The 24,974-nt window shown below is 64.8% G+C and carries 2 protein-coding genes (1 of these 2 only partly in view); both read left to right on the top strand.

Annotation, left to right across the window (positions count from 1 at the left end; translation table 11 throughout):
• Positions 1 to 239: 239 nt before the first annotated feature.
• A complete protein-coding gene (locus ATY02_RS15970) occupies positions 240 to 19,481 on the top strand; it encodes a non-ribosomal peptide synthetase (RefSeq protein WP_164823680.1) in 19,242 nt (6,413 codons plus the stop codon).
• Positions 19,478 to 24,974, top strand: the beginning of a protein-coding gene (locus ATY02_RS15965; RefSeq protein ID WP_164823679.1) for a non-ribosomal peptide synthetase. The gene runs 13,904 nt beyond the window's last position; 5,497 of the gene's 19,401 nt are visible here — the first part of the coding sequence; it begins with the start codon at positions 19,478 to 19,480; the stop codon falls past the right edge of the window. The genes ATY02_RS15970 and ATY02_RS15965 overlap by 4 nt, the downstream gene beginning before the upstream one ends.

The raw sequence follows: 24,974 nt of genomic DNA, 5'->3' as shown, positions 1-24,974 counted from the left end.
TGGCTGTTTCAGCCGCGTGAAGCTCTGCTGGCCAGCCCACCCTTGCTGATGTTTTGAGTTGGCGTTTTTAACAATTTTTTCGCCTCAACTTCCCTCGCTGCTGCGCTGTGACCCAGGTGGCACTGACAAAACTCTGAGAAGGCTTTTATGAAACGTTTTTCTGCAGTGGCCATGGGCGACCTTGTCGCGAAAAAACTCCTTTCCAAACTCGTTTTTGCCGCTGTGGCGCAGGTGATCGTATGAAGCCTCAAACCTTCCCGCTGACCGCCGCGCAGAAAGCCATCTGGCTCGACCAGATCAGCCAGGGTGATTCGCCGCTGTACAACATCGGCAACTACCTGGAAATCCAGGGGCCGATCGTCCCCGAAGTGATGCAGCGTGCCGTGCAGTTGATGGTGGACAAGCACGATGCCCTGCGCCTCACTCTGGTTGACGAGACGGATGCCGATGGCGTGCCGTTGCAGGCGTTCGTGCCGGCGATCAAGGTCGACGTGCCATTTCTGGATTTCTCCACCCAGACCGATCCCGTCAGCACGGCCATGGCCTTCGTTGAAGAGCACATGGCGCGGTCATTCCCCATGACCGAGGCACCGCTGTGCCGGTTTTTCCTGATCAAACTGGCCGACACCCATTACTGGTCGATCAACCAGGCCCACCACATCATCCTCGATGGCTGGGCCTTCGGTGAGATGCTGCAATCGCTTGGCGCGCTGTACAGTGACCTGCTCGAAGCGCGGCAGCCGGATATGGAAGCCACGTCTTACGTGGACTTCATCCACGACGACCTGCGCTACCGTGAGTCAGCGCGCTATGCCAAGGACCGTGAATACTGGCAGGCGAAGTACCAGAGCCTGCCGGAGCCGCTGTTCACGGCGCGCCATCACAACCAATTCGCCAAGGGCAAGGCCCCGGGCCGACATTACGCACGGCCGTTCCCGGTGGCTTTACATGAGCGCATGGGAGAGCTGGCCAAAGACTTCCAGGCCTCGACCTACCATGTGCTGCTGGCTGCCATGTATGTCTATTTCACCCGCGTGACGCAGCGCGATGAATGGGTGGTGGGCCTGCCCTTGCTCAACCGCACGGGCAAGTTCAAAGGCACCGTTGGCATGTTTACCCAGGTCAGCGCGGTGCGCTTCAGCCTCGGTCGCGAGCTGACTTTTGGCGAGGTGATCTGTGCCGTGCGCGACGGGCTCAAGCAGGATTACCGGCACCAGCGTTTCCCCTTGAGTGGCTTGAACCTGCGCAACGAAAGCGGGCAGCTGTTCGATGTGACCTTGTCCTACGAACAGGACGACCATCTGTACCAGTTTGCGCAAGGGCTGGGCGACTCGGTCAAGGTCACCAACAGCCACGAGCAGATGCCTCTGGCTTTTCACCTGCGTGCGAGCAACCTGAAAGACAAGGCATGGGCCCACTACGTCTATAACGAAGCGTATTTGAATGCCGAGGAAATCGAATGCCTGGCGGAGCGCTTCACCTACGTGCTGGAGCAAGCGCTGGAGAATGCCGCGCTGGCGGTGAATGACTTCTCGCTGACCACCGAGCGCGATCGCGCGCTGTTGCAACAGTGGAACGCCGGCTCCAGTACGCCGGCCAGCGATGCCACCCTGCATGGGTTGTTTGAAGCCCAGGCAGCTTCTCGACCTGATGCGACCGCCGTGGTTTTCCATGAGCAGCGCTTGAGCTACGCCGAATTGAACCATCGCGCGAACCGGGTGGCCCACCGTCTGTTAAGCCTGGGTGTGCGCCCGGATGACCGGGTGGCGATCTGCGTTGAGCGCGGCCTGGAAATGATCGTCGGGCTGCTGGGCATCCTCAAGGCCGGCGCCGGTTATGTGCCGATCGACCCGGCGTACCCCCAGGAACGCATCAGTTACACCTTGCAGGACAGCGCGCCGGTAGCGGTGCTGGTGCAGGCGGCGACCCAGGCACTGGTGGCCGAACTCACGGTGCCGGTGATTGATCTGGACGCGACGAGCCTGCACCAGGAATCGATACAGGACCCGCACGTTGCAGGCCTCACCGCAGCCAGCCTGGCCTATGTGATTTACACCTCAGGCTCCACCGGTTTGCCCAAAGGCGTGATGATCGAACACGGTAACGTCACGCGGCTCTTTACCGCCACCGATGCCTGGTTCAGTTTCAACGATCAGGACGTGTGGGCCTTGTTCCACTCGTTCGCCTTCGATTTCTCCGTGTGGGAAATCTGGGGGGCGCTGATTCACGGCGGCCAATTGCTGGTGGTGCCGCAAGTCACCAGCCGCTCGCCGGACGAATGCTACGCGCTGCTGTGCAGCGCGGGCGTCACCATCCTCAACCAGACGCCGAGCGCCTTTCGCTCGTTGATCGCCGCACAGGGCCAGAGTGCCTTGAAGCACTCCCTGCGCCAGGTGATTTTTGGTGGCGAAGCCCTGGAGCCTGCGATTCTCAAGCCCTGGTATGCACGCATGGCCAACGGCGGCACGCAACTGGTGAACATGTACGGCATCACTGAAACCACCGTGCACGTGACGTACCGGGCGTTGGAAGCAGCGGATGCGCAATTGGTCGGTACCAGCCCCATCGGCGGGCGTATTCCGGACTTGCGCCTGTACGTCCTCGACGCCCAGGGCCGGCCGGTGCCCCACGGTGTCGAAGGGGAGCTGTACGTGGGCGGTGCGGGCGTGGCCCGTGGCTACCTGAACCGCCCTGAACTCAACGCCGAGCGCTTTGTGCATGACCCCTTCGACCCCACGCCCGGTGCGCGTATGTACCGCACCGGCGACCTGGGGCGGTGGCAGGCGGATGGCAGCATCGACTACTTGGGGCGTAACGACGACCAGGTCAAGATCCGGGGTTTCCGTATTGAACTGGGTGAAATCGAAGCCCGTCTGGCGGCCTGCGACGGCGTGCGTGAAGCGGTGGTGGTCGTGCGTGAAGACGAGCCGGGTGATAAACGCCTGGTGGCCTACCTGATTGCCGCCGAGGGTGCCCAGCCTTCAGCCGCCGCGTTGCGCACGCAGTTGTTGGTGTCCCTGGCCGATTACATGGTGCCCAACGCCTTCGTAACGCTGGACAGCTTCCCGCTGACCACCAACGGCAAGCTGGATCGCAGGGCGTTGCCGGCACCGGATGCCGAAGCGTTTGCGCGGCGTGAATATCAGGCCCCACAGGGCGCGCTGGAAACTACCCTGGCGGGGCTTTGGAGCGAGTTGCTCGGAGTCGAGCAGGTGGGCCGCCACGACCAGTTCTTTGAGCTGGGCGGCCACTCGCTGCTGGCGGTGAAGTTGATCGAGCGCATGCGCCAGGTCGGCCTTAACGCCGATGTGGGCGTGCTGTTCGGTCAGCCGACCCTGGTCGCACTGGCGGCGGCCGCTGGCAACCGGCACCAGGTGCAGGTGCCCGTCAATGCCATTGCGCGCGACTGCCAACGCATCACCCCGGACATGCTGCCGCTGGTCCGGCTGCCCCAGGCGCAAATCGACACCCTGGTCGCCGGCATTCCCGGCGGCGTGGCCAACGTGCAGGACATCTACGCACTGGTGCCGTTGCAGGAAGGCATTCTGTTCCACCATCAGACCAGCACCGAGGGCGACCCCTATCTGCTGCAAGCGCTGCTGCGCATGGAGAGCCGCGAACGCCTTGTGGATTTCGTCGAAGCCCTGCAACAGGTGATCGCCCGTCACGACATACTGCGCACGTCGGTCGCCTGGCAAGGCCTGGACGAGCCGGTGCAAGTGGTCTGGCGTGAAGCCCGCCTGCCGGTGCAGGAGGTGCAACTGGCGCCTTCGGCCGAAGATCTGGCCACGCAGCTCACCCAACGCTTCAACCCGCGTCACACACGCATGGACCTGACCCGCGCGCCCATGATGGCGTTGCATTTCGCCCAGGAACCGGGCGGTGAGGGCTGTGTCGCGGTGCTGCAGTTCCACCACCTGATCGACGATGCCACCTCGCTGGCGCTGCTTGGCGCGGAAATCGAAGCCTGCCTGCAGGGGCGTGCTGACCAGTTGGCGCCTTCGGTGCCCTACCGTAATTATGTGGCGCAGACCCGGCTGGGCATCAGCCAGGCCGCCCATGAAGCGTTTTTCCGCGAGATGCTCGGCGACGTCGATGAACCGAGCCTGCCGTTCGGGCTTCAGGATGTGCAGGGCGATGGCCAGGGTATCCAGCAGGCCAACTTGCCGGTGGCCGCGCAACTGGGCCAGCGCCTGCGCGCCCAGGCACGGCGCCTGGGGGTCAGTAACGCCAGCCTGCATCATTTGGCCTGGGGCCAGGTGGTGGGGCACTTGTCCGGTCGCCGCGACGTGGTGTTCGGCACGGTATTGATGGGCCGCTTGAGCAGTGGCGAAGACGCCGACCGCGCCTTTGGCATGTTCATCAACACCTTGCCGTTGCGCGTCGAGGCGGGCGGTCAGGGCGTGGAAGACGCGCTGAAAACCACCCACGCGCGCCTGGCTGCCTTGCTCGGCCACGAACATGCGCCGTTGTCCCTGGCCCAGCGTTGCAGCGGTGTGGCCGCGCCTACACCGTTGTTCAGCGCCTTGCTCAACTACCGGCACGCGGCTGTCGGCGCGCAGTCGGCCGAAGATGCGGGCAAAGCCTTGAAGTGGGCGGGCGTGGAAATGCTCGGCGGTGAAGAACGCACCAATTTCCCGTTGATGCTGTCGGTGGACGACCTCGGCGACTCCTTTGGCCTGAGCGTGCAGGCAGTGGCGGGTGTCGACCCGCAACGCGTGTGCGGTTACATGCACCGCGTGCTGGAAGCCATTGCCGACGCGCTCGAGCACCAGCCGGAGCAAACCCTGCACAGCCTGGCGTTGTTGCCCGATGCCGAACGGCAACACCTGCTGGGCGACTTCAACGCCTTCGACACCCAGTACCCGGCCACGGCCACCGTGCATGCGCTGTTCGAGGCCCAGGCGCTGCGCCAGCCTGACGCCATTGCGGTGACGTACGAAGGGCAGGCCTTGAGCTACGGCCAATTGAACAGCCTGGCCAACCGCATTGCCCATCGCCTGGTCGCCGATGGCATCGGTGTGAATGATCGTGTGGCGATCTGCGCCGAACGCGGCCTGGAAATGGTTGCCGGGTTGCTGGCGATTCTCAAGGCGGGCGCGGGCTACGTGCCGCTGGACCCGGCCTATCCGGACGAACGCCTGGCCTACATGCTCCACGACAGCGCGCCCAAGGCGCTCTTGACCCAGCAATCCCTCATGCCGCGTTTCGGCGCGGCGGGTGTGCCCACCTTGTGTCTGGACAACCCGGCCGGCATCGCCGCACAACCTGCGCACAACCCGCTGGTGCAAGGCCTGCAGGCTGACGCCCTGGTGTATGTGATCTACACCTCCGGCTCCACCGGCCAGCCCAAGGGCGTGGCCATGCCCCACGGGCCGCTGGTCAACCTCATGCAGTGGCAGATCGCGCAGACCGTGGCGGATGGCCGCGAGGCTCAGCGCACGTTGCAGTTTGCGGCACTGGGTTTTGACGTGGCATTCCAGGAAGTCTTCAGCACCCTGTGTGCCGGGGGTGAACTGTCGTTGATCCATGGTGATGTACGGCTTAACTTCCGCCAGCTGTTCCGTCATATCTGCGAGCAGCGCATCCAGCGTTTGTACCTGCCGTGCATTGCCTTGCAGGCGCTGGCAGAAGCGGTGGCCGATGAGCCGGAACTGGGCGCTCTGGCCTGTGCACTGAGCGATGTCATCACCGCGGGTGAGCAGCTGCGCATCAGTGCGCAGATGCGTGCGTTGTTCCAGCGCCTGCCGGGTTGCCGCCTGCACAACCACTATGGCCCGACCGAATCCCACGTGACCACGGCCCTGACCCTGGACGGCGATGCCGCCTCATGGCCGGTGCTGCCGTCCATTGGCGTGCCGGTGGCCAACACCCGTATCTACCTGTTGGATGAACAGCTGCAGCCTGTACCACTGGGCGTGGCCGGCGAAATCTACATCGGCGGCGTCTGTGTGGCGCGCGGCTATTTGCACCGTGATGACCTCACGGCCGAGCGCTTCCTGGCCGACCCGTTCGTGACGGGCGGCCGCCTGTACAAAACCGGCGACCTGGGGCGCTACCAGCCCAATGGTGAAATTGATTACCTGGGCCGCAACGACGGCCAGATCAAGATCCGCGGCTTTCGTGTGGAGCTGGGCGAAATTGAAGCGCGCCTGGCCCAGTACGCCGGCATTCGCGATGCCGCGGTGCTGGTGCGTGAGGACAGCCCGGGTGACAAGCGCCTGGTTGCCTACTTTACGGCCGAGGCCGAACGCGCATCGCCGGGCATTGATGAGCTGCGTGCGCACCTGCAGGCACTGCTGCCCGACTATATGATCCCGGCCGCCTATGTACAGATGGACCGGTTGCCTCTGTCGCCCAACGGCAAGCTGGACCGTCGTGCGTTGCCGGTGCCGGAGGTCGAGGCGTTTGCCAGCCGTGAGTACGCGGCCCCTCAAGGCGCCACTGAAACGGCCCTGGCCGATCTCTGGGCCCAGGTGCTGGGCGTCGCCCGTGTGGGCCGCCATGACAATTTCTTCGAACTCGGTGGCCACTCGTTGCTGGCGGTCAAGCTGATCGAGCGCATGCGCCAGTTGGGCATGAGCGCCGACGTGCGCGTGCTGTTCGGCCAACCGACCCTGGTAGCACTGGCGGCTGCGGTGGGCGGCGGCAGTGAAATCCAGGTGCCGGCCAACCGCATTCCGGCGGACTGTACGCAGTTGCGCGCCGACATGCTGACGCTGATCGAGCTGAGCCAGGACGAGCTCGAGCGGATTGTCGCGCGGGTGCCCGGTGGCGCGCGCAACGTGCAAGACGTCTACCCGCTGGCACCTTTGCAGCAGGGTATTCTCTACCACCACATCACCGCCGAGCAGGGCGACCCGTACCTGCTGCAAGCCACATTTACCCTGGGCAGTCGCGAGCAGCTCGACACCTTTGCCCAGGCCCTGCAAGCGGTTGTCGAACGTCACGACATCACCCGCACTGCATTGTTGTGGGAGGGTCTGGAACGCCCTGTGCAAGTGGTGCTGCGCCACGCTGAACTGGCCCTTGAAGAGCTGCATTTCGATACCGCCCAAGGCAGTGTGCTGGAGCAGTTGCGCGCGCACTTCGACCCGCGCCTCACGCGTCTTGACCTGGGCCGAGCACCGCTGATGCACCTGGCCTTCGCCCATGATGAAGCCAATCAGCGTTGGCTGGCTCTGTTGTTGTTCCATCACATCGCCATGGACCACACGGCCCTGGATGTCATCAGCGAAGAAGTCCAGGCTTTTCGCAACGGCGAGTTTGCGCAGTTGGGCGCGGCCATGCCGTACCGGAACTACGTGGCCCAGGCCCTGCTGGGCGTCAGCCAGGCGCAGCATGAAGCGTTCTTCCGCGAGATGCTGGGCGATGTTGACGAGCCAACGTTGCCGTTCGGTTTGCAAGAAGTGCAGGGCGATGGCCTGGGTGTCAAGGAAGCGCGCCTGAACCTGGACCCGGACCTGTGCCGCCGCCTGCGGGCCCAGGCCCGTCACCTCGGCGTCAGCGCCGCCAGCCTGCACCACCTGGCCTGGGGCCGCGTGCTGGCCAGCGTCAGCGCACGGGACGACGTGGTATTCGGCACAGTGCTGCTGGGCCGCATGCAGAGCGGCGATGGCGCCGACCGCGCCCTGGGCATGTTCATCAATACCTTGCCACTGCGCGTGGATGCCGGCGTAGCCGGTGTGCGTGCAGCGGTGCGGGCCACCCATGCGCGGCTGACCGCCTTGCTCGGTCACGAGCATGCGCCGCTGGTGTTGGCGCAACGTTGCAGCGGCGTACCGGCGACGTCGCCGCTGTTCAGTTCGATCCTCAATTACCGCCACAGCCCATTGCTGGAAAGCGAAGGGCCGCAGTACTGGGCCGGTACCGAAGTGTTCGAAGTGCGTGAACGCACCAACTACCCGTGCATGCTCTCGGTGGATGACCAGGGCGAAGGCTTCCAGCTGGGCGTACAGGCCACGGGCGTGGACGCTGCCCGTGTAGCGGCTTACATGCAAACCGCCTTGCACAGCCTGGTCCAAGCGTTGGAAAACGCACCGAATACCGCCGTGCAGCACCTGCCGGTATTGCCCGATGCCGAGCGTGAAACCCTGTTGGTGGCGTTCAATGCCACCGCCCGCGATTACACACTGCAACAGACCCTGCACGGCCTGTTCGAAGCCCAGGTTGAACGCACCCCCGAGGCCATTGCCGTGTTGGCCGACGGCCAGCGCCTGAGCTACCGCGAGTTGAACGCCCAGGCCAACCGCCTGGCCCATCACCTGCAGGCGCACGGCGTGCAGCCGGATTCGCCGGTGGCGATTTGTGTCGAGCGCAGCGCCGACATGGTGGTCGGCCTGCTGGCGATCCTCAAGGCTGGCGGCGCGTATGTGCCGCTGGACCCGGCCTATCCGCAGGATCGCCTGGCCTACATGCTTGAAGACAGCGCCCCGGCTGTAGTACTGGTGCAAACCGCCACCCGCGCCTTGCTGGGTGACATCGCGGTACCAGTGGTGGATCTCGATCACGCCCACTGGCAGCACCTGCCGTTAAGCAACCCGTCGGTTGCCGCGTTGACCCCGCAGCATGCGGCTTACGTGATCTACACCTCAGGTTCCACCGGCAAGCCCAAGGGCGTGATCAACGAACACAGCGCGGTGGTCAACCGCCTGCTGTGGATGCAGGAAGAGTACCGCCTCGGTGCCGACGACACCGTGCTGCAGAAAACCCCGTTCAGTTTCGACGTGTCGGTGTGGGAGTTCTTCTGGCCGCTGTTCACCGGTGCGCGCCTGGTCATGGCGCGCCCTGGCGGGCACAAAGACCCGCAATACCTGTGCGATATCATCGAGGCCGAGCAGGTCACCACCTTGCACTTTGTGCCGTCGATGCTTGACGTGTTCCTGGCCCATGGCGATGTCAGCCAGGCGGCCGGGCTGGTGCGGGTAATGTGCAGCGGCGAGGCGCTGCCGGGCAGCGTGGTGCGGCGCTTCAAGCAGCAACTGCCGGGCAGCCAGCTGTTCAACCTGTATGGCCCGACCGAAGCGGCAGTGGACGTCACGGCCTGGGATTGCAACGCCGTGCTGGCCCCGGACAACACCCCGATCGGCAAGGCCATCGCCAACACCCGTATGTACGTACTCGACGCGCACATGCAGCCGGTACCGCTGGGCGTCAGTGGCGAGCTGTACATCGGTGGCGTGCAGGTCGCCCGTGGCTACCTGAACCGCCCGGACCTGACGGCCGAACGCTTCCTCAAAGACCCGTTCAGCGAAGGCCGTTTGTACCGCACCGGTGACGTCGGGCGTTTCCTGGCGGACGGCAACATCGAATACCTGGGGCGTAACGACGATCAGGTCAAGATCCGTGGCTTGCGTATCGAGCTGGGGGAAATCCAGGCACGCCTGGGCGAATTCCCGCAGATTCTGGAGGCCACGGTGCTGGCCCGCGAAGACGTGCCGGGCGACAAACGCCTGGTGGCGTACTACACCGGCGTGCCGGCGGCCACTGACGAGCTGCGCGCCCACCTGCTTGCGCAACTGCCGGAGTTCATGGTGCCGCAGGTGTTTGTGCACCTGGACGCGTTCCCGCTGAGCCCCAACGGCAAGCTGGACCGCAAGGCGCTGCCGGCACCGGACATGGCCGCGCTGCGCACCCATGAATACGAGGCGCCGCAAGGTGACACCGAAATCGCCCTGGCCCAGCTCTGGGCCGAACTGCTGAACGTGGAGCGGGTAGGGCGGCACGACAACTTCTTTGAACTGGGCGGCCACTCACTGCTGGCGGTCAGCCTGATCGGGCGCATGCGCCAGAAGGACCTGAATACCGATGTGCGGGCGTTGTTCGGCCAGCCGACGCTGGCTGCGCTCGCAGCCTCTATGGGCAGTGCGCGAAGCCACGTGATGGTGCCGCCGAACCGCATCGGCGCCGATTGCCAACGCATTACCCCCGACCTGGTGCCGCTGGTGGTGCTCGACCAACCGACCCTTGACCGCATCGTCGAGCAGGTACCGGGTGGCGTGGCCAATGTGCAAGATATTTACCCGCTGGCCCCCTTGCAGGCGGGCATCCTGTTCCATCACTTGCAGTCTGCCGAGGGCGATCCGTACGTGCTGCAGGCCATGATTGGCCTGAGCAGCCGCGAACGCCTGGATGCCTTCAGCCAGGGCTTGCAACGGGTGATCGACCGCCACGATGCCTTGCGCACCGCCGTGCTTTGGGACGGTTTCGCCGAGCCGCTGCAAGTGGTACTGCGCGAAGCCCGATTGGTGGTGCAAACGTTGACGCTGGACCCGGCGCAGGGGGCCATCGAGGAGCAGTTGCGTGCGCGTTTCGACACCCGCCATCACCGCCTGGACCTCAGTGAGGCGCCGCTGATCCGCATCGCTTGCGCTGCCGACCCGCAGAACGATCGCTGGCTGGCGGTGCTGATGTTCCACCATATGATCATGGACCATACGGCACTGGAGCTGCTGCGCCAGGAAGTGCAGGGGTACCTGCAAGGGCAGGCCGCACCGCTGGCCGAGGCACAGCCTTATCGCAACTACGTGGCGCAGGCCCGCCTGGGTGTCAGCGAGGCGGAGCATGAGGCGTTCTTCCGCGACTTGCTGGGCGATATCGTCGAGCCGACGCTGCCGTTTGGCGTTCGCGATGTGCAGGGTAATGGCAGCCAACTGCGCGAGTCGGCCTTGCCGCTCGAGGCCGAGCTGAGCCAGCGTCTGCGCAGGCAAGCCCGCCAATTGGGGGTGAGTGCGGCCAGCCTGTTCCACCTGGCGTGGGCCCGGGTACTGGGCGCGGTGTGCAGCAGCGACAACGCCGTGTTCGGTACGGTACTGCTCGGTCGCCTGCAAGGTGGCGAGGGGGCTGAACAGGCCCTGGGCTTGTTTATCAATACCTTGCCTCTGCGCGTCGACGTCGGCTCCGAGGGCGTGCGCGCTGCGGCGCAGGCGACCCATGGTCGTCTCACCGCACTGTTGAGCCATGAACATGCGCCACTGGCACTGGCCCAGCGTTGCAGCGCGGTGGCGGCGCCACAACCGCTGTTCAGCGCACTGCTCAACTACCGACACAGCGCCATTGCCGCGGTGCAACAGGATGAGCGGGCGTGGCAAGGCATCGAGTTCTTCGCCGCCCAGGAGCGTACCAACTACCCGCTGACCCTCAGCGTGGACGACTTGGGTGATGACTTCAGCCTGGTCGCCCTGGCCGTGGACGAGATCGGTGCAGAGCGTATTTGCGACTTTATGCACACGGCCCTGGTGAACCTGGTGACAGCGCTGGAACACACGCCTCAGGTAGCGGTGAATCAGTTGCCGATCCTCTCGACCCGCGAGCGCCAACGGGTGCTGCAGGACCTGAACGCCAGTGCCAGGCAATACCCGGTTGGCCAGACCATTCACGCGCTGTTTGAAGCCCGCGCCGTGCAGCAGCCCGAGGCCATTGCCGTGCGCCAGGGCGATGCTCAACTGACGTACCGTCAGCTCGACAGACGTGCCAACCAGCTGGCGCACAGCCTGCTCGAACACGGCGTGAGCCCGGACGATCGGGTCGCCATCTGCGCCCGTCGCAGCCTCGAAACACTGGTGGGCCTGCTGGCGATCCTCAAGGCCGGTGCGGCTTACGTACCTATCGACCCGGCCCACCCGCAGGAACGCATCAGTTACCTGTTGCAGGACAGTGCCCCGCAGGTGGTTCTGGCCCAGTCAGGCACCCGCGACTTGTTGGGCGACACCGACAGGCCGGTGATCGCGCTGGACGGCGATCAGTGGCACCACCAGCCGACCAGCAACCCGAGCGTGGCCGGTTTGACCCCGACGAACCTGGCTTATGTGATCTACACCTCCGGCTCCACCGGTTTGCCCAAGGGCGTGATGGTCGAACATCGCACCCTGGAAAACCTGGTGAACTGGCACTGCGAGGCGTTCGACCTGCACGCCGGCAGCCATACCTCCAGTGTCGCCGGTTTCGGCTTTGACGCCATGGCCTGGGAAATCTGGCCGGCCCTGTGCGTGGGCGCCACCCTGCATTTGCCACCGGCACAGCAGGCCCATGAGGACATCGATGCATTGCTGTCATGGTGGGCCGCGCAGCCGCTGGACGTCAGTTTCCTGCCCACGCCCGTGGCTGAATACGCTTTGAGCCAGCACCTTGAACACCCGACCCTGAAAACCCTGCTGGTCGGCGGTGATCGTCTGCGTCACTTCAGCACGCCGCAGCGTTTTACCCTGGTCAACAACTATGGCCCGACCGAAGCCACGGTAGTGGCGACTTCCGGGCGGATAGACGCGGGCCGGACACTGCATATCGGCCGGCCGATCGCCAACACTCAGGTGTATGTGCTGGATGAGCACCTGCAACCGGTTGCGCGGGGCCTCACGGGCGAGTTGTATGTCGGCGGTGCCGGTGTGGCGCGCGGTTACCTCAACCGCCCCCAGATGACCGCCGAGCGTTTTATCCAGGACCCGTTCAGCCACGCCCCCGATGCGCGCCTGTATCGCACCGGTGACCTGGCCCGTTGGCTGGAAGACGGCACGCTCGACTACCTGGGCCGCAACGATGACCAGGTGAAAATTCGCGGTGTGCGCATTGAGCTGGGCGAGATCGAAACCTGCCTGGGCGAGCACCCGGATGTGCGCGAAGGCGTGGTTGTGGCCCGGGATGGCCGCCTCGTGGCGTACTTCACCGAGTACCAGGCGCTCGACCTCGACAGCCTGCGCGACTGGCTGCAAGCCCGGCTGCCCGACGCTATGGTACCGGCCGCCTATGTGCGGCTCGACAACCTGCCTTTGACGGCCAACGGCAAGCTCGACCGCAAGGCCTTGCCGGAGCCGGATCAATCGGCCGTGCTCAGCCAGGCTTATCAGGCGCCTGAAGGCGAGGTGGAAGTCGCCCTGGCTGCGCTGTGGGCCGAGGTGCTCCAGGTCGAGCGTGTCGGTCGCCATGACAACTTCTTTGAGCTGGGCGGGCACTCCTTGCTGGCCGTCAACCTGATCGGGCGCATGCGCCAGGCCGGGTTGAAAGCCGACGTGCGCAACCTGTTCAACCAACCGACACTGGCGGGCCTGGCGAGGGAGCTGGGCAACGCCGATGAAGTACAGGTACCGGCCAACCTGATCAGTGCTGACTGCACCCGGATCACCCCTGCCCATTTACCGTTGGCGAACCTTGACCAGGCGAGCATCAACCGTATTGTCGCCACCGTGCCGGGCGGCGTGGCCAATGTGCAGGATATCTACGCACTGGCGCCGTTGCAGGAAGGCATCCTTTATCACCACCTGAGTGCCGCGCAAGGCGACCCCTACCTGTTGCAGGCGCGTTTCAGCTTTGCCGATAAAGGCCGTCTGGACGCGTTTGCCCAAGCGTTGCAGGCGGTGGTGGACCGTCACGATATCCTGCGTACCAGCATCGTCTGGGAAGGCCTGGACACGCCGATGCAAGTGGTGTGGCGCAGCGCCAGGCTGGCGGTGCGGGCCATTGCCCTGAATGTGGCCGACGGGGATGTGCTGAGCCAGTTGCACGAGCGCTTTGATGCCCGGCGCACGCGTCTGGATGTGAGCCAGGCGCCGCTGATGCAACTGGTTTACGCCCAAGACCCGGCGAACCAGCGGATCGCAGCGATCTTGCTGTTCCATCACCTGGCCCTGGACCACACAGCCATGGACGTGGTGCGCCACGAGGTGCAGGCGAGCCTGTCGGGCAGCCAGCAAGCCCTCGGCGAGCCGGTGCCCTATCGCAACTATGTGGCCCAGGCGCGCCTGGGCGTCAGCGAGCAGGCCCATGAAGCGTTCTTCCGCGAACAACTGGCCGATATCGACGCACCGACGTTGCCCTTCGGCCTGCAAGACGTACAGAGCGACGCCGGCGGCATCGAAGAACGCTCGCTGGCGGTAGACGCCGCATTGGCCCTGCGCCTGCGGGCGCAGTCACGGCAACTGGGGGTCAGCGCCGCGAGCCTGTTCCATCTGGCGTGGGCGCAAGTGCTGGCGGCCGTCTCGGGCCAGGACACGGTGGTCTTCGGCACCGTGCTGATGGGCCGCATGCAAGGCGGCGCGGGCAGCGAGCGTGCCCTGGGCATGTTCATCAACACCTTGCCGCTGCGTATCGACCTTGCCGGGCAAGGTGCGCGCGCCAGTGTGCGAGCCACTCACTCACGCCTGAGCGCGTTGCTGGGGCATGAGCATGCCTCACTGGCGCTGGCCCAGCGTTGCAGCGGGGTGGCGGCGCCCGCGCCGTTGTTCAGTGCGCTGCTCAACTACCGGCATAGCCAGCCGAGCGACACACAAAACCTGGAAGGCTGGCACGGTATCGAGGTGCTCGGCGGCGAGGAGCGCACCAACTATCCGCTGGCATTGAACGTTGATGAGTTGGGCGATGCTTTCAGCCTCAACATGCTGACGCAGGCGTCTGTGGGCGCGCAGCGTGTTTGCCGGTTCATGCACAACGCGCTGGAGCAACTGGTGCTGACGCTGGAGCAGGCCCCGGATGCGCCGATCGACGGTTTGAGCATCCTGCCGACGGCAGAGCGTGATCAGGTGTTGCTGGCATTCAATGCCACCGCGACGGACTTCCCATCGACGCAGACCGTGCATGGCGTGTTTGAAGCTCAAGTGGTTGCGCGTGCGCACGCCGTGGCGGCGGTGCAGGGCGCGGTTTCAATGAGCTACACGCAACTGAACGCGCGGGCCAACCAACTGGCCCATCACCTGCTGGGCCTCGGCGCAGCGCCGGGTGAGCGGGTGGCGATCCTGCTGGAGCGCTCCCTGGATTTGCTGGTGGCGCAGTTGGCGATCAGCAAGTGCGCGGCGGTATATGTACCGCTGGACGTGAATGCTCCGGCAGATCGCCAAGCCTTCATGATCGAAGACAGCGGCGCCCGCTGGGTGTTGACCACCAGCGCGACCGAGGTGGCTGGCCACCGTCTGGACCTGGATACCCTTGATCTCGGCGAGCAGCCGGAACACAACCCGGCCCTGGAGCAGTCATCGGAAACCGCGGCCTACATCATGTACACCTCCGGTTCTACCGGTACACCGAAGGGCGTGCTGGTGCCACACCGGGCGATCACGCGACTGGTGATCAACAACGGTTATGCCGAGTTCAACCCGCAGGACCGCGTGGCCTTCGCCTCCAACCCGGCGTTCGACGCCAGTACCCTCGACGTGTGGGCACCGTTGCTCAATGGCGGTGCGGTAGTGGTGGTTGACCAGGACACGCTGTTGTCCCGTGAGGCCTTTGCGACCTTGCTGCAAGAGCAGTCAATCAGCGTGCTGTGGATGACCGCCGGTTTGTTCCATCAGTACGCCGAGGGCCTGTTGCCGGTATTCCCGCAACTGCGCTACCTGATTGTCGGCGGCGATGTGCTGGACCCAAGCGTGATCGCCCGCGTACTCAAGGACGGCGCGCCGCAGCACTTGCTCAACGGCTATGGCCCGACCGAAGCCACCACCTTCTCGACCACCCATGAGATCACCCGGGCGGATGAGGGCAGCATTCCGATTGGCAAACCAGTCGGCAACAGCCGCGCCTACGTGCTCGATGCCCGTCAGCAGCCGGTGCCGGTGGGGGTTGCCGGCGAGCTGTACATCGGCGGGCAGGGCGTGGCCCTGGGTTATCTGAACCGTGCTGACCTTACGGCCCACGCGTTCCTGGTCGACCCGTTCAACGACGGCGGTTTGATGTATCGCACCGGTGACCTGGTGGCCTGGCGTGGCGACGGTACCTTGCAGTACCTGGGGCGTAACGACCAGCAGGTGAAGATTCGCGGCTTCCGTATCGAACTGGGCGAGATCGAAACGCGCCTGGGCGAACACCCCCAGGTCAAGGACGTGGTGGTGTTGGCTCGTCAGGATGAGCCAGGGCACAAGCGCCTGGTGGCCTACTTCACTGAACGCAGCCGAGTGGAAATCGAAGCGCTGCGCGATCATTTGCACGATCAACTGCCGGACTACATGGTCCCGGCCGCGTATGTGCGTCTGGATAGCCTGCCGCTGACCAACAACGGCAAAGTCGACCGCAAGGCTTTGCCGGTACCCGATCAGGACGCACTGCTCAGCCGTGGCTACGAAGCGCCCCAGGGGGAAATCGAAACCCTGCTGGCGCAGATCTGGGCCGACGTGCTCAAGGTCGAGCAAGTAGGGCGCCACGACAACTTCTTCGAACTGGGTGGCCACTCGTTGCTGGCGGTGAGCCTGATCGAACGGATGCGCCAGGCCAGCCTGAGCGCCGATGTACGGGTCTTGTTCAGCCAGCCGACACTCGCCGCGCTGGCGGCTGCGGTTGGCAGCGGACGCGAGGTGGCCGTGCCGGCCAACCTGATTACTCCGGATTGCACCCGCATCACCCCGCAGTTGTTGCCGTTGATCAACCTTGATCAACCGAGCATCGACCGCATCGTCGCCACGGTACCGGGCGGCGTGGCCAACGTGCAGGATATCTACGCGCTGGCGCCCTTGCAGGAGGGCATTCTCTACCACCACATCACCGCCGAGCAGGGCGACCCGTACCTGCTGCAATCGCAAATGGCATTTGACAGCGTCGAACGTCTGCAGCGTTTTGCCCAGGCCTTGCAGGGCGTGATCGACCGGCACGACATTCTGCGCACCGCGATTGCCTGGGAGGATCTCGGCACCCCGGCGCAAGTGGTGTGGCGCAACGCCCGGTTGCCACTGCAAGAGGTGATCCTCGACCCGGCTGACGGCGACGTGCTGAGCCAACTGCACGCGCGTTTTGATGCCCGTCATTACCGCGTTGATGTCAGCCAGGCGCCGTTGCTGCGCCTGGCCTACGCCCGGGATGAGCACAACGGGCGCACGGTGGCGGTACTGTTGTTCCACCACATGGCGCTGGATCACACGGCACTGGAGGTGGTCAGCCGCGAAATCGCTGCCAGCCTGGCCGGATCAACCGCCGCACCTGCACCGGCCATGCCGTATCGCAACTATGTGGCCCAGGTGCGCCTGGGCACGGATGAGCAGGAGCACGAAGCGTTCTTCCGCGAGATGCTCGGCGATATCGATGAGCCGACCCTGCCGTTCGGCCTGCAGGACGTACAAGGCGACGGTCATGCCGTCAGGGAAACCGGGCAAGACGTGCCCGCCGCCCTGAACCTGCGCCTGCGCGCCGCCGCACGGACGCTGGGCGTCAGCGTCGCCAGCCTGTTCCACCTGGCTTATGCACGGGTCTTGAGTGCTGCCTCGGGCAAACCGGATGTGGTGTTCGGCACCGTGCTGATGGGGCGCATGCAGGGTGGCGACGGCGCCGACCGTGCGTTGGGCATGTTCATCAACACCTTGCCGTTGCGGGTGAGCCTCGATCACCAGGACGTACGTGCCGGGGTGCGTTCCACTCACGCCCGCTTGTCGGTGCTGCTGGGGCACGAGCACGCCTCGCTGGCACTGGCCCAGCGTTGCAGCGGCGTAGTGGCGCCTTCACCGTTGTTCAGTGCGATGCTCAACTACCGTCACAGCGCCAGCGATGGCGTCATGCACGAAACCCGTGACGCCTGGGTGGGGATCGAAACCCTGGCCGGGGAAGAGCGCACCAACTATCCATTGGCCTTGAGCGTGGACGACAGGGGTGATGGTTTCCGGCTGACGGCGCAGGTGTGTGGTGCGGATCCGGAGCGGGTCGTCGCTTACATGCAGGCGGCGTTGTGCAGCCTGGTGGATGCGTTGGAAACGGCGCCGGGTACGACCTTGCCGCAGCTGTCGGTATTGCCTGCTGCCGAGCGCGAGAGCCTGCTCGGGTTTAACGCCACCGACGCCGATTACCCACGCGATACCACCGTGGTGCAGATGATCGAGGCCCAGGCCGCTCGGGCCCCGGCGGCGATTGCGGTGGTGCTGGGCGACCAGCAGTTGAGCTACCGCGACCTGAACGAGCAGGCCAACCGCGTCGCCCATTATTTGCGCAGCCTTGGCGCAGGCGCCGATAGCTGCGTGGCGATCTGCATGCCACGCAGCCTGGAGCTGATTGTCGGCTTGCTGGGCATCCTCAAGTCCGGCGCCGCTTATGTGCCGCTGGACCCCGAATACCCGGCGCAACGCCTGGCATTCGCGCTGCAGGACAGCCAGCCGCTGGCGGTGCTGGTGCAGGACGCCACCCGTGGCGTGCTGGGCGATACGGCGGTGCCGCTGGTTGACCTGGCGGATGCCGCTTTGGCAGGGCAGCCGCTCGACAACCCGCCCGCCCTGGCCACGGCCCATGACCTGGCCTATGTGATCTTCACTTCAGGTTCCACCGGCCGTCCCAAAGGCGTGATGGTGGAGCACGGCTCGCTGGTCAACCACATCAACTGGCAAACGCGGACTTTTGGCTTCGATGCCACAGACCGGATCCTGCAGCGGACCTCGGTGGCGTTCGACGCTTCGGTCTGGGAAATCTGGACGCCGTTGGCCATCGGCGCGCGCCTGGTCTTGCTGCCGGCCGAGGCTTCGCGGGATGTCGAGCACATGGCACGTACGCTGGTGGAGCAGGGCGTGAGTATTGCCCAGTTCGTGCCGAGCCTGTTGCGCCTGCTGGTGCAATTGCCCGAGACGGGCGTGCGCTGCCGCTACCTGTTCAGCGGCGGTGAAGCCCTTGACCCGCAGTTGGCCATGCAGGCCCGTGCACTGACCACCCACGGCATCGTCAACCTGTACGGGCCGACGGAAGCAACCATCGACAGCACGTCCTGGACCTTCAATGACCCAGGCCCACTCGATGCAGTGCCGATTGGCAAACCCATCGCCAACGCCCGCGCTTATGTCCTCGATGCGCACCTGCAGCTGCTGCCGCTGGGGGTTGCCGGTGAGCTGTACATCGGTGGTGCCGGGGTGGCTCGCGGTTACCTGGGGCGCGATGACCTGACCGCCGAACGCTTCCTGGCCGACCCGTTCAACCCGGGCGGGCGCTTGTACAAAACCGGCGACCTGGTGCGTTACCTGGCCGACGGCAATATCGAATACCTGGGCCGTAACGACGACCAGATCAAGCTGCGCGGCTTGCGCATCGAACTGGGTGAAATCGAGGCGTGCCTGGTCGCCCATGCCGAGGTGCAGGAGGCCGTGGTGCTGGTGCGCAACGAGCGTTTGATCGCTTATTGCCGCGCGCCATCGAGCCTGGACATCCAGGCCTTGCGAGCGCAGGTCCAAGCACAGTTGCCGAGCTACATGGTGCCCCAGGCGTATGTGCTGCTGGACGCGCTGCCCCTGAGCCCCAACGGCAAGGTGGATCGCCAGGCGCTGCCGGACCCGGACAGCACGTCGGTACTGGTGCGCGAGTACGAGGCACCGGTGGGCGAGACGGAAATCGCCCTGGCACGGCTCTGGTGCGAATTGCTCGAGGTGGAGCAAGTCGGTCGTCACGACAACTTCTTTGAACTGGGCGGCCACTCACTGCTGGCTGTCAGCCTGATCGGGCGGTTACGCCAGGATGGCATCGATGCGAACGTCAAGGCGCTGTTCGAGCAACCCACGCTCTGGGAATACGCCGAAATTACCGAAAGAATGGAGATGGTCCTGTGAGTGTTCTCGAACTGTTGGCGACATTAAAAGAAAAAGACGTTCAGCTCTCCGTCAAGGGTGACCAGCTCGTCGTACAGGGCAACAAGCAGGCACTGAAGGAGCCGAGTGTGCTCGCCTCGCTGCGTGAGCATAAGGCGGCACTGATCGCCTTGATCAATGCCGGGCAGTACACGGCACAGCGCGCCGGGCAGGTGGACATTCCGGCCAACCGCATCGTCGCCGGTTGCACGCGGATCACGCCGGACATGCTGACGCTGACCACACTCGACCAGGCGGCCATCGACCTTATCGTCACGCACATTCCCGGCGGGGCCGCCAACATCCAGGACATCTACCCGCTGGCGCCGCTGCAATCGGGGATTTTGTTCCACCACCTGTCGGCGCAGCAGGGCGATCCCTACGTGCTGCAATGCGTCATCGGCATGGATAACCGCCAGTGCCTGGACGATTTCAGCCAGGCCCTGCAATGCGTGATTGACCGCCATGACAGCTTTCGGACCGCCGTCATCTGGGACGGGCTCGACGAGCCCCACCAAGTCGTGCTGCGCCAGGCCCAGTTGCAGGTTGAAGAGCTCGTGCTGGACCCGGCTGACGGTGATATTCGCCAGCAACTGGAGCAGCGTTTCGACACCCGGCACTTTCGCCTCGACATCAGCCAGGCACCGCTGATCCGCATCGCCTATGCCCATGACCCACAGAATGGGCGCTGGCTGGCCTTGCTGATGTTGCATCACATCATCTCCGACCATGCCGCGCTGGCCGTGGTGCAGCATGAAATCCAGCAATACCTGCTGGGCCACGCCGCGCAACTGGGCAAGCCGGTGCCGTACCGCAATTACGTGGCGCAGGCGCGCCTGGGCGTGACTGAACAACAGCACGAAGCGTTCTTTCGCGACATGCTCGGCGAGGTGGACGAGCCGACACTGCCGTTCGGCCTGGCAGATGTGCAGGGCGATGGCAATGCCCTGGAGGAGGCCGTGTTGGCCGTCGCGCCGACGTTGGGCCTGCGCCTGCGTGCACAGGCCCGTCAGCAGGGCGTGAGTACCGCGAGCCTGTGCCACCTGGCCTGGGCGCAAGTGCTGGCGGCCGTCACCGGCAAACAGCGCGTGGTGTTCGGCACGGTGTTCCTGGGGCGCATGGAGGCAGGCGAGGGCGCCGAGCACGCGCTGGGCATGCTCATCAATACCTTGCCGCTGCGGGTGGATATCGCTGAACAAGGCGCCCAGGTGGCGCTCAAGGCCACCCATGCACGGCTGACCGCATTGCTCGGTCACGAGCATGCACCGTTGGTGCTGGCGCAACGCTGCAGTGGCGTCGCCGCACCGCAACCCTTGTTCAGTGCCTTGCTTAACTACCGTCACAGTACGGTGGCCCACACCAGTGACGAGGCCGAAAAGGCCTGGCGCGGCATCGAATTCTTCCATACCGAAGAACGCACCAACTACCCGCTGACCCTGAGCGTCGATGAGTACAGCGACGGTTTTTCCTTTACCGTTCAGGCCTTGCCGGTGCTGGGCGCACAACGCTTCTGCGGCTACATGCATACCGCCCTGGACCATCTGATCCAGGCGCTGGAGCAAAACCCGCAGGCTCCCGTCAACCTGCTGTCGGTGTTGCCGGATGCCGAGCGCCAACAGGTGCTGGCAGGTTTCAACCAGACCCATGCCGACTACCCACGCGGTTTGACCATTCACCAGCGTATCGAACAGCAGGCAGAACGCAGCCCCGAGGCGCCTGCGGTGGTGTACGAGGGCCAGACGCTGAGCTATGCCGAACTGAACCGGCAAGCCAACCACCTGGCTTATCGCCTGATCGAACTGGGCGTGCAGCCGGACGATCGCGTGGCGATCTGTGCGCGTCGCAGCCTGGAAACCCTGGTGGGTCTGGTCGCCATCCTCAAGGCCGGCGCGGCCTACGTACCCGTCGACCCGGCCCATCCACCGGACCGCATCGGCTACTTGCTCGAAGACAGCGCTCCGGTGGTGGTGCTGGTGCAACCGGGGCTGACCGAGCGCTTGCCGGCGATGAGCGTACCGGTACTCGAACTTGACCGCCTGTTGCTGGCAGGCCCCGCGCGCGCCAACCCACAGATTGCCGGCCTGACCCCGGCACACCTGGCGTATGTGATCTACACCTCCGGTTCCACGGGTTTGCCCAAGGGCGTGATGGTTGAGCACCAGACCCTCGACAACCTGGTGAACTGGCATTGCGAGGCCTTCAACCTCAACGCCGGCAGCCACACGTCCAGCGTCGCCGGATTTGGTTTTGACGCGATGGCCTGGGAAGTCTGGCCAGCGCTGTGCGTGGGCGCCACCTTGCATCTGCCACCGGCGGCGCAGGGCAACGAAGACATCGATGCGCTGCTCACCTGGTGGCTGGCCCAGCCGCTGGACGTCAGTTTCCTGCCCACACCGGTGGCTGAATACGCCTTCAGCCAGAACCTGCAACACCCGACCCTCAAGACCCTGTTGATCGGCGGCGACCGCCTGCGCCAGTTCACCCAGGCGCAGCGCTTCACCCTGGTCAACAACTACGGCCCGACCGAAGCGACGATTGTAGCGACCTCCGGCGTGATCGAAGCCGGGCAGCCCCTGCACATCGGCAAGCCGGTGGCCAATGCCCAGGTGTACGTGCTCGACGCACAACTCAAGCCGGTGCCGCTGGGCGTCGCCGGTGAACTCTATGTGGGCGGTGCCGGGGTGGCCCGCGGTTACCTGAACCGTGCGCAAATGACCGCCGAACGTTTTCTGAAAGACCCCTTCAGCGCCGACCCGCAGGCGCGCATGTACCGCACCGGCGACCTGGTGCGCTGGCTGGCTGACGGCCGCCTTGACTACCTGGGTCGTAACGACGACCAAGTGAAAATCCGCGGTGTGCGGATCGAACTCGGCGAAATCGAGACCTGCCTGGGCGGACATCCCGATGTGCGCGAGGCTGTGGTGATTGCCCGCGACGGACGTCTGATCGCGTACTTCACCGCGCGTCAGGCGCTGGATATCGAGCAGCTGCGCCGCTACCTGCAAGCCCAATTGCCGGACGCGATGGTCCCGGCGGCCTACATGCACCTGGACAACCTGCCGCTGACGGCCAACGGCAAGCTGGACCGCAAGGCGCTGCCGGAACCGGATCAAAGCGCACAACTGAGCCGTGACTACGTGGCGCCGGTGGGTGAGGTGGAAGTCGCACTCGCGCAGATTTGGGCCGAAGTGCTCAAGGTCGAGCGCGTGGGCCGCCATGATCATTTCTTCGAACTGGGCGGGCATTCGTTGCTCGCGGTCGGCCTGATCAGCCGCATGCGCCAGGCGGGCTTGCAGGCCGACGTGCGCGTGCTGTTCAACCAGCCAACCCTGGCAGCATTGGCCGCTGCCGTTGGCCACAGCCGTGAAGTGACGGTCGAGCCCAACCGCATTCAGCCCGGGTGCACGCGCATTACCCCGGACCTGCTGACACTGGTCAGCCTCGACCAGGCCAGCCTTGACCGGATTGTCGACAGCGTACCGGGTGGCGCCTCCAACGTGCAGGACATCTACCCGCTGGCTCCGCTGCAGGAAGGCATTCTGTACCATCACCTCAGCGCCGAGCAGGGTGATCCGTACCTGCTGCAGGCGCGCTTCAGCTTTACCGACATGCAGCGTTTGCAGGCATTTACCCAGGCGCTGCAGCGCGTGATCGATCGACACGACATCCTGCGCACCGCGATTGTGCTCGAAGGCCTGCCGGCCCCGGTACAAGTGGTGTGGCGCAAGGCTGAGTTGGATGTGCAAGAGGTGCCGCTGGAAGAAACAGGCGACGATGTGATGGCCCAGCTTGAGCAACGGTTTGGGGCCCGCCAACATCGTCTCGACCTGGCCAGCGCGCCGCTCATGCAATTGGTGTATGCCCAGGACCCGGCCCGGCAGCGTGTGGCGGCGATTCTGCTGTTCCACCACATCGCCCTGGACCATACCGCGCTGGAGGTGGTCAGCCAGGAAATGCAGGCCTACCTGGTGGACCCGGCTGTGCAACTGGCCGAACCGGTGCCTTATCGCAATTACGTGGCCCAGGCGCGCCTGGGTGTCAGCGAGCAGGAGCATGAGGCGTTCTTTCGCGAGCTGCTCGGGGATATCGACACCCCGACCTTGCCCTTCGGCCTGCAAGATGTGCAAGGCGATGCCCAACATATCGAAGAAGCGCACCTGGTGGTCGATGCCGAACTCGATCGGCGCCTGCGTGGCCAGTTGCGTCAGCTTGGCGTCAGTGCCGCCAGCCTGTTTCACCTGGCCTGGGCACAGGTGCTCGCGGCCGCGACCGGCCAGCAGAACGTGGTGTTCGGCACCGTCCTGATGGGCCGAATGCTCGGCGGTGAAGGCGCGGAACGGGCATTGGGCATGTTTATCAATACCTTGCCCCTGCGTCTTGATATCGACCACCGCGATGCCCGTGCCGGCGTGCGCCAGGCCCATGTGCGCCTCAGCGCGTTGCTGGGGCATGAACACGCGTCGCTGGCCTTGGCGCAACGCTGCAGCCAGGTGACCGCGCCCTTGCCGTTGTTCAGTGCATTGCTGAACTACCGGCACAGCGCCGTGGCCGAGGGCTCCGAGCAAGTCCAGCAAGCCTGGCAGGGTATGGAAGGGCTCGGCGGTGAGGAGCGCACCAACTACCCGCTGACCTTGAACGTGGACGAGTGGGGTGACGGTTTCAGCTTGACCGTACTGACGCTGGCTCAGATCGGCGCGCAACGGGTGTGCGGCTTTGTACACCAGGCGCTGGAGCAGTTGGTGCAGGCGCTGGAGCAGTCATCGACCACGGCGCTGCAGGCCCTGGCGATATTGCCGGCGACTGAACGCGAACAGGTGCTGCAGACCTTTAACGCCACCACACGGGCGTATCCTGCCGCGCTGACGGTGCACGGGGTTTTCGAAGCGCTCGTGGCCACGCAGCCTCAGGCACTGGCCGCAGTGCAGGATGGGCAGCGACTAACCTATGGTGAACTGAACAACCGCGCCAACCGCCTGGCCCACCACCTGCTGGGCCTCGGCGCAGCGCCGGGTGAGCGGGTGGCGATCCTGCTGGAGCGTTCCCTGGATTTGCTGGTGGCGCAGTTGGCGATCAGCAAGTGCGCAGCGGTATATGTACCGCTGGACGTGAACGCCCCGGCAGATCGCCAAGCCTTCATGATTGAAGACAGCGGCGCCCGCTGGGTGCTGACCACCAGCGCGACCGAGGTGGCTGGCCATCGTCTGGACCTGGACCGCCTCGACCTGAGCGCGGAATCCGAGCACAACCCGAGCCTGGAACAGTCGTCGGAAACTGCGGCGTACATCATGTACACCTCCGGTTCCACCGGCACTCCGAAAGGCGTGCTGGTGCCGCACCGGGCGATCACGCGGCTGGTGATCAACAACGGTTATGCCGAATTCAACCCGCAGGACCGCGTGGCCTTCGCTTCCAACCCGGCTTTCGATGCCAGTACCCTCGACGTGTGGGCACCGTTGCTCAACGGCGGCGCAGTGG

This window comes from Pseudomonas sp. BIOMIG1BAC, assembly GCF_001705995.2.
Taxonomy (GTDB): Bacteria; Pseudomonadota; Gammaproteobacteria; order Pseudomonadales; family Pseudomonadaceae; genus Aquipseudomonas; species Aquipseudomonas sessilinigenes.
The sequence above is the reverse complement of the archived record's forward strand: the minus strand, read 5'-3'. Positions and strand labels throughout refer to the sequence as shown.

Bases quoted from the DNA above. Each gene is read 5' to 3' on its own strand.
- ATY02_RS15970 (WP_164823680.1), top strand. From the start codon at position 240: ATGAAGCCTCAAACCTTCCCGCTGACCGCCGCGCAGAAAGCCATCTGG.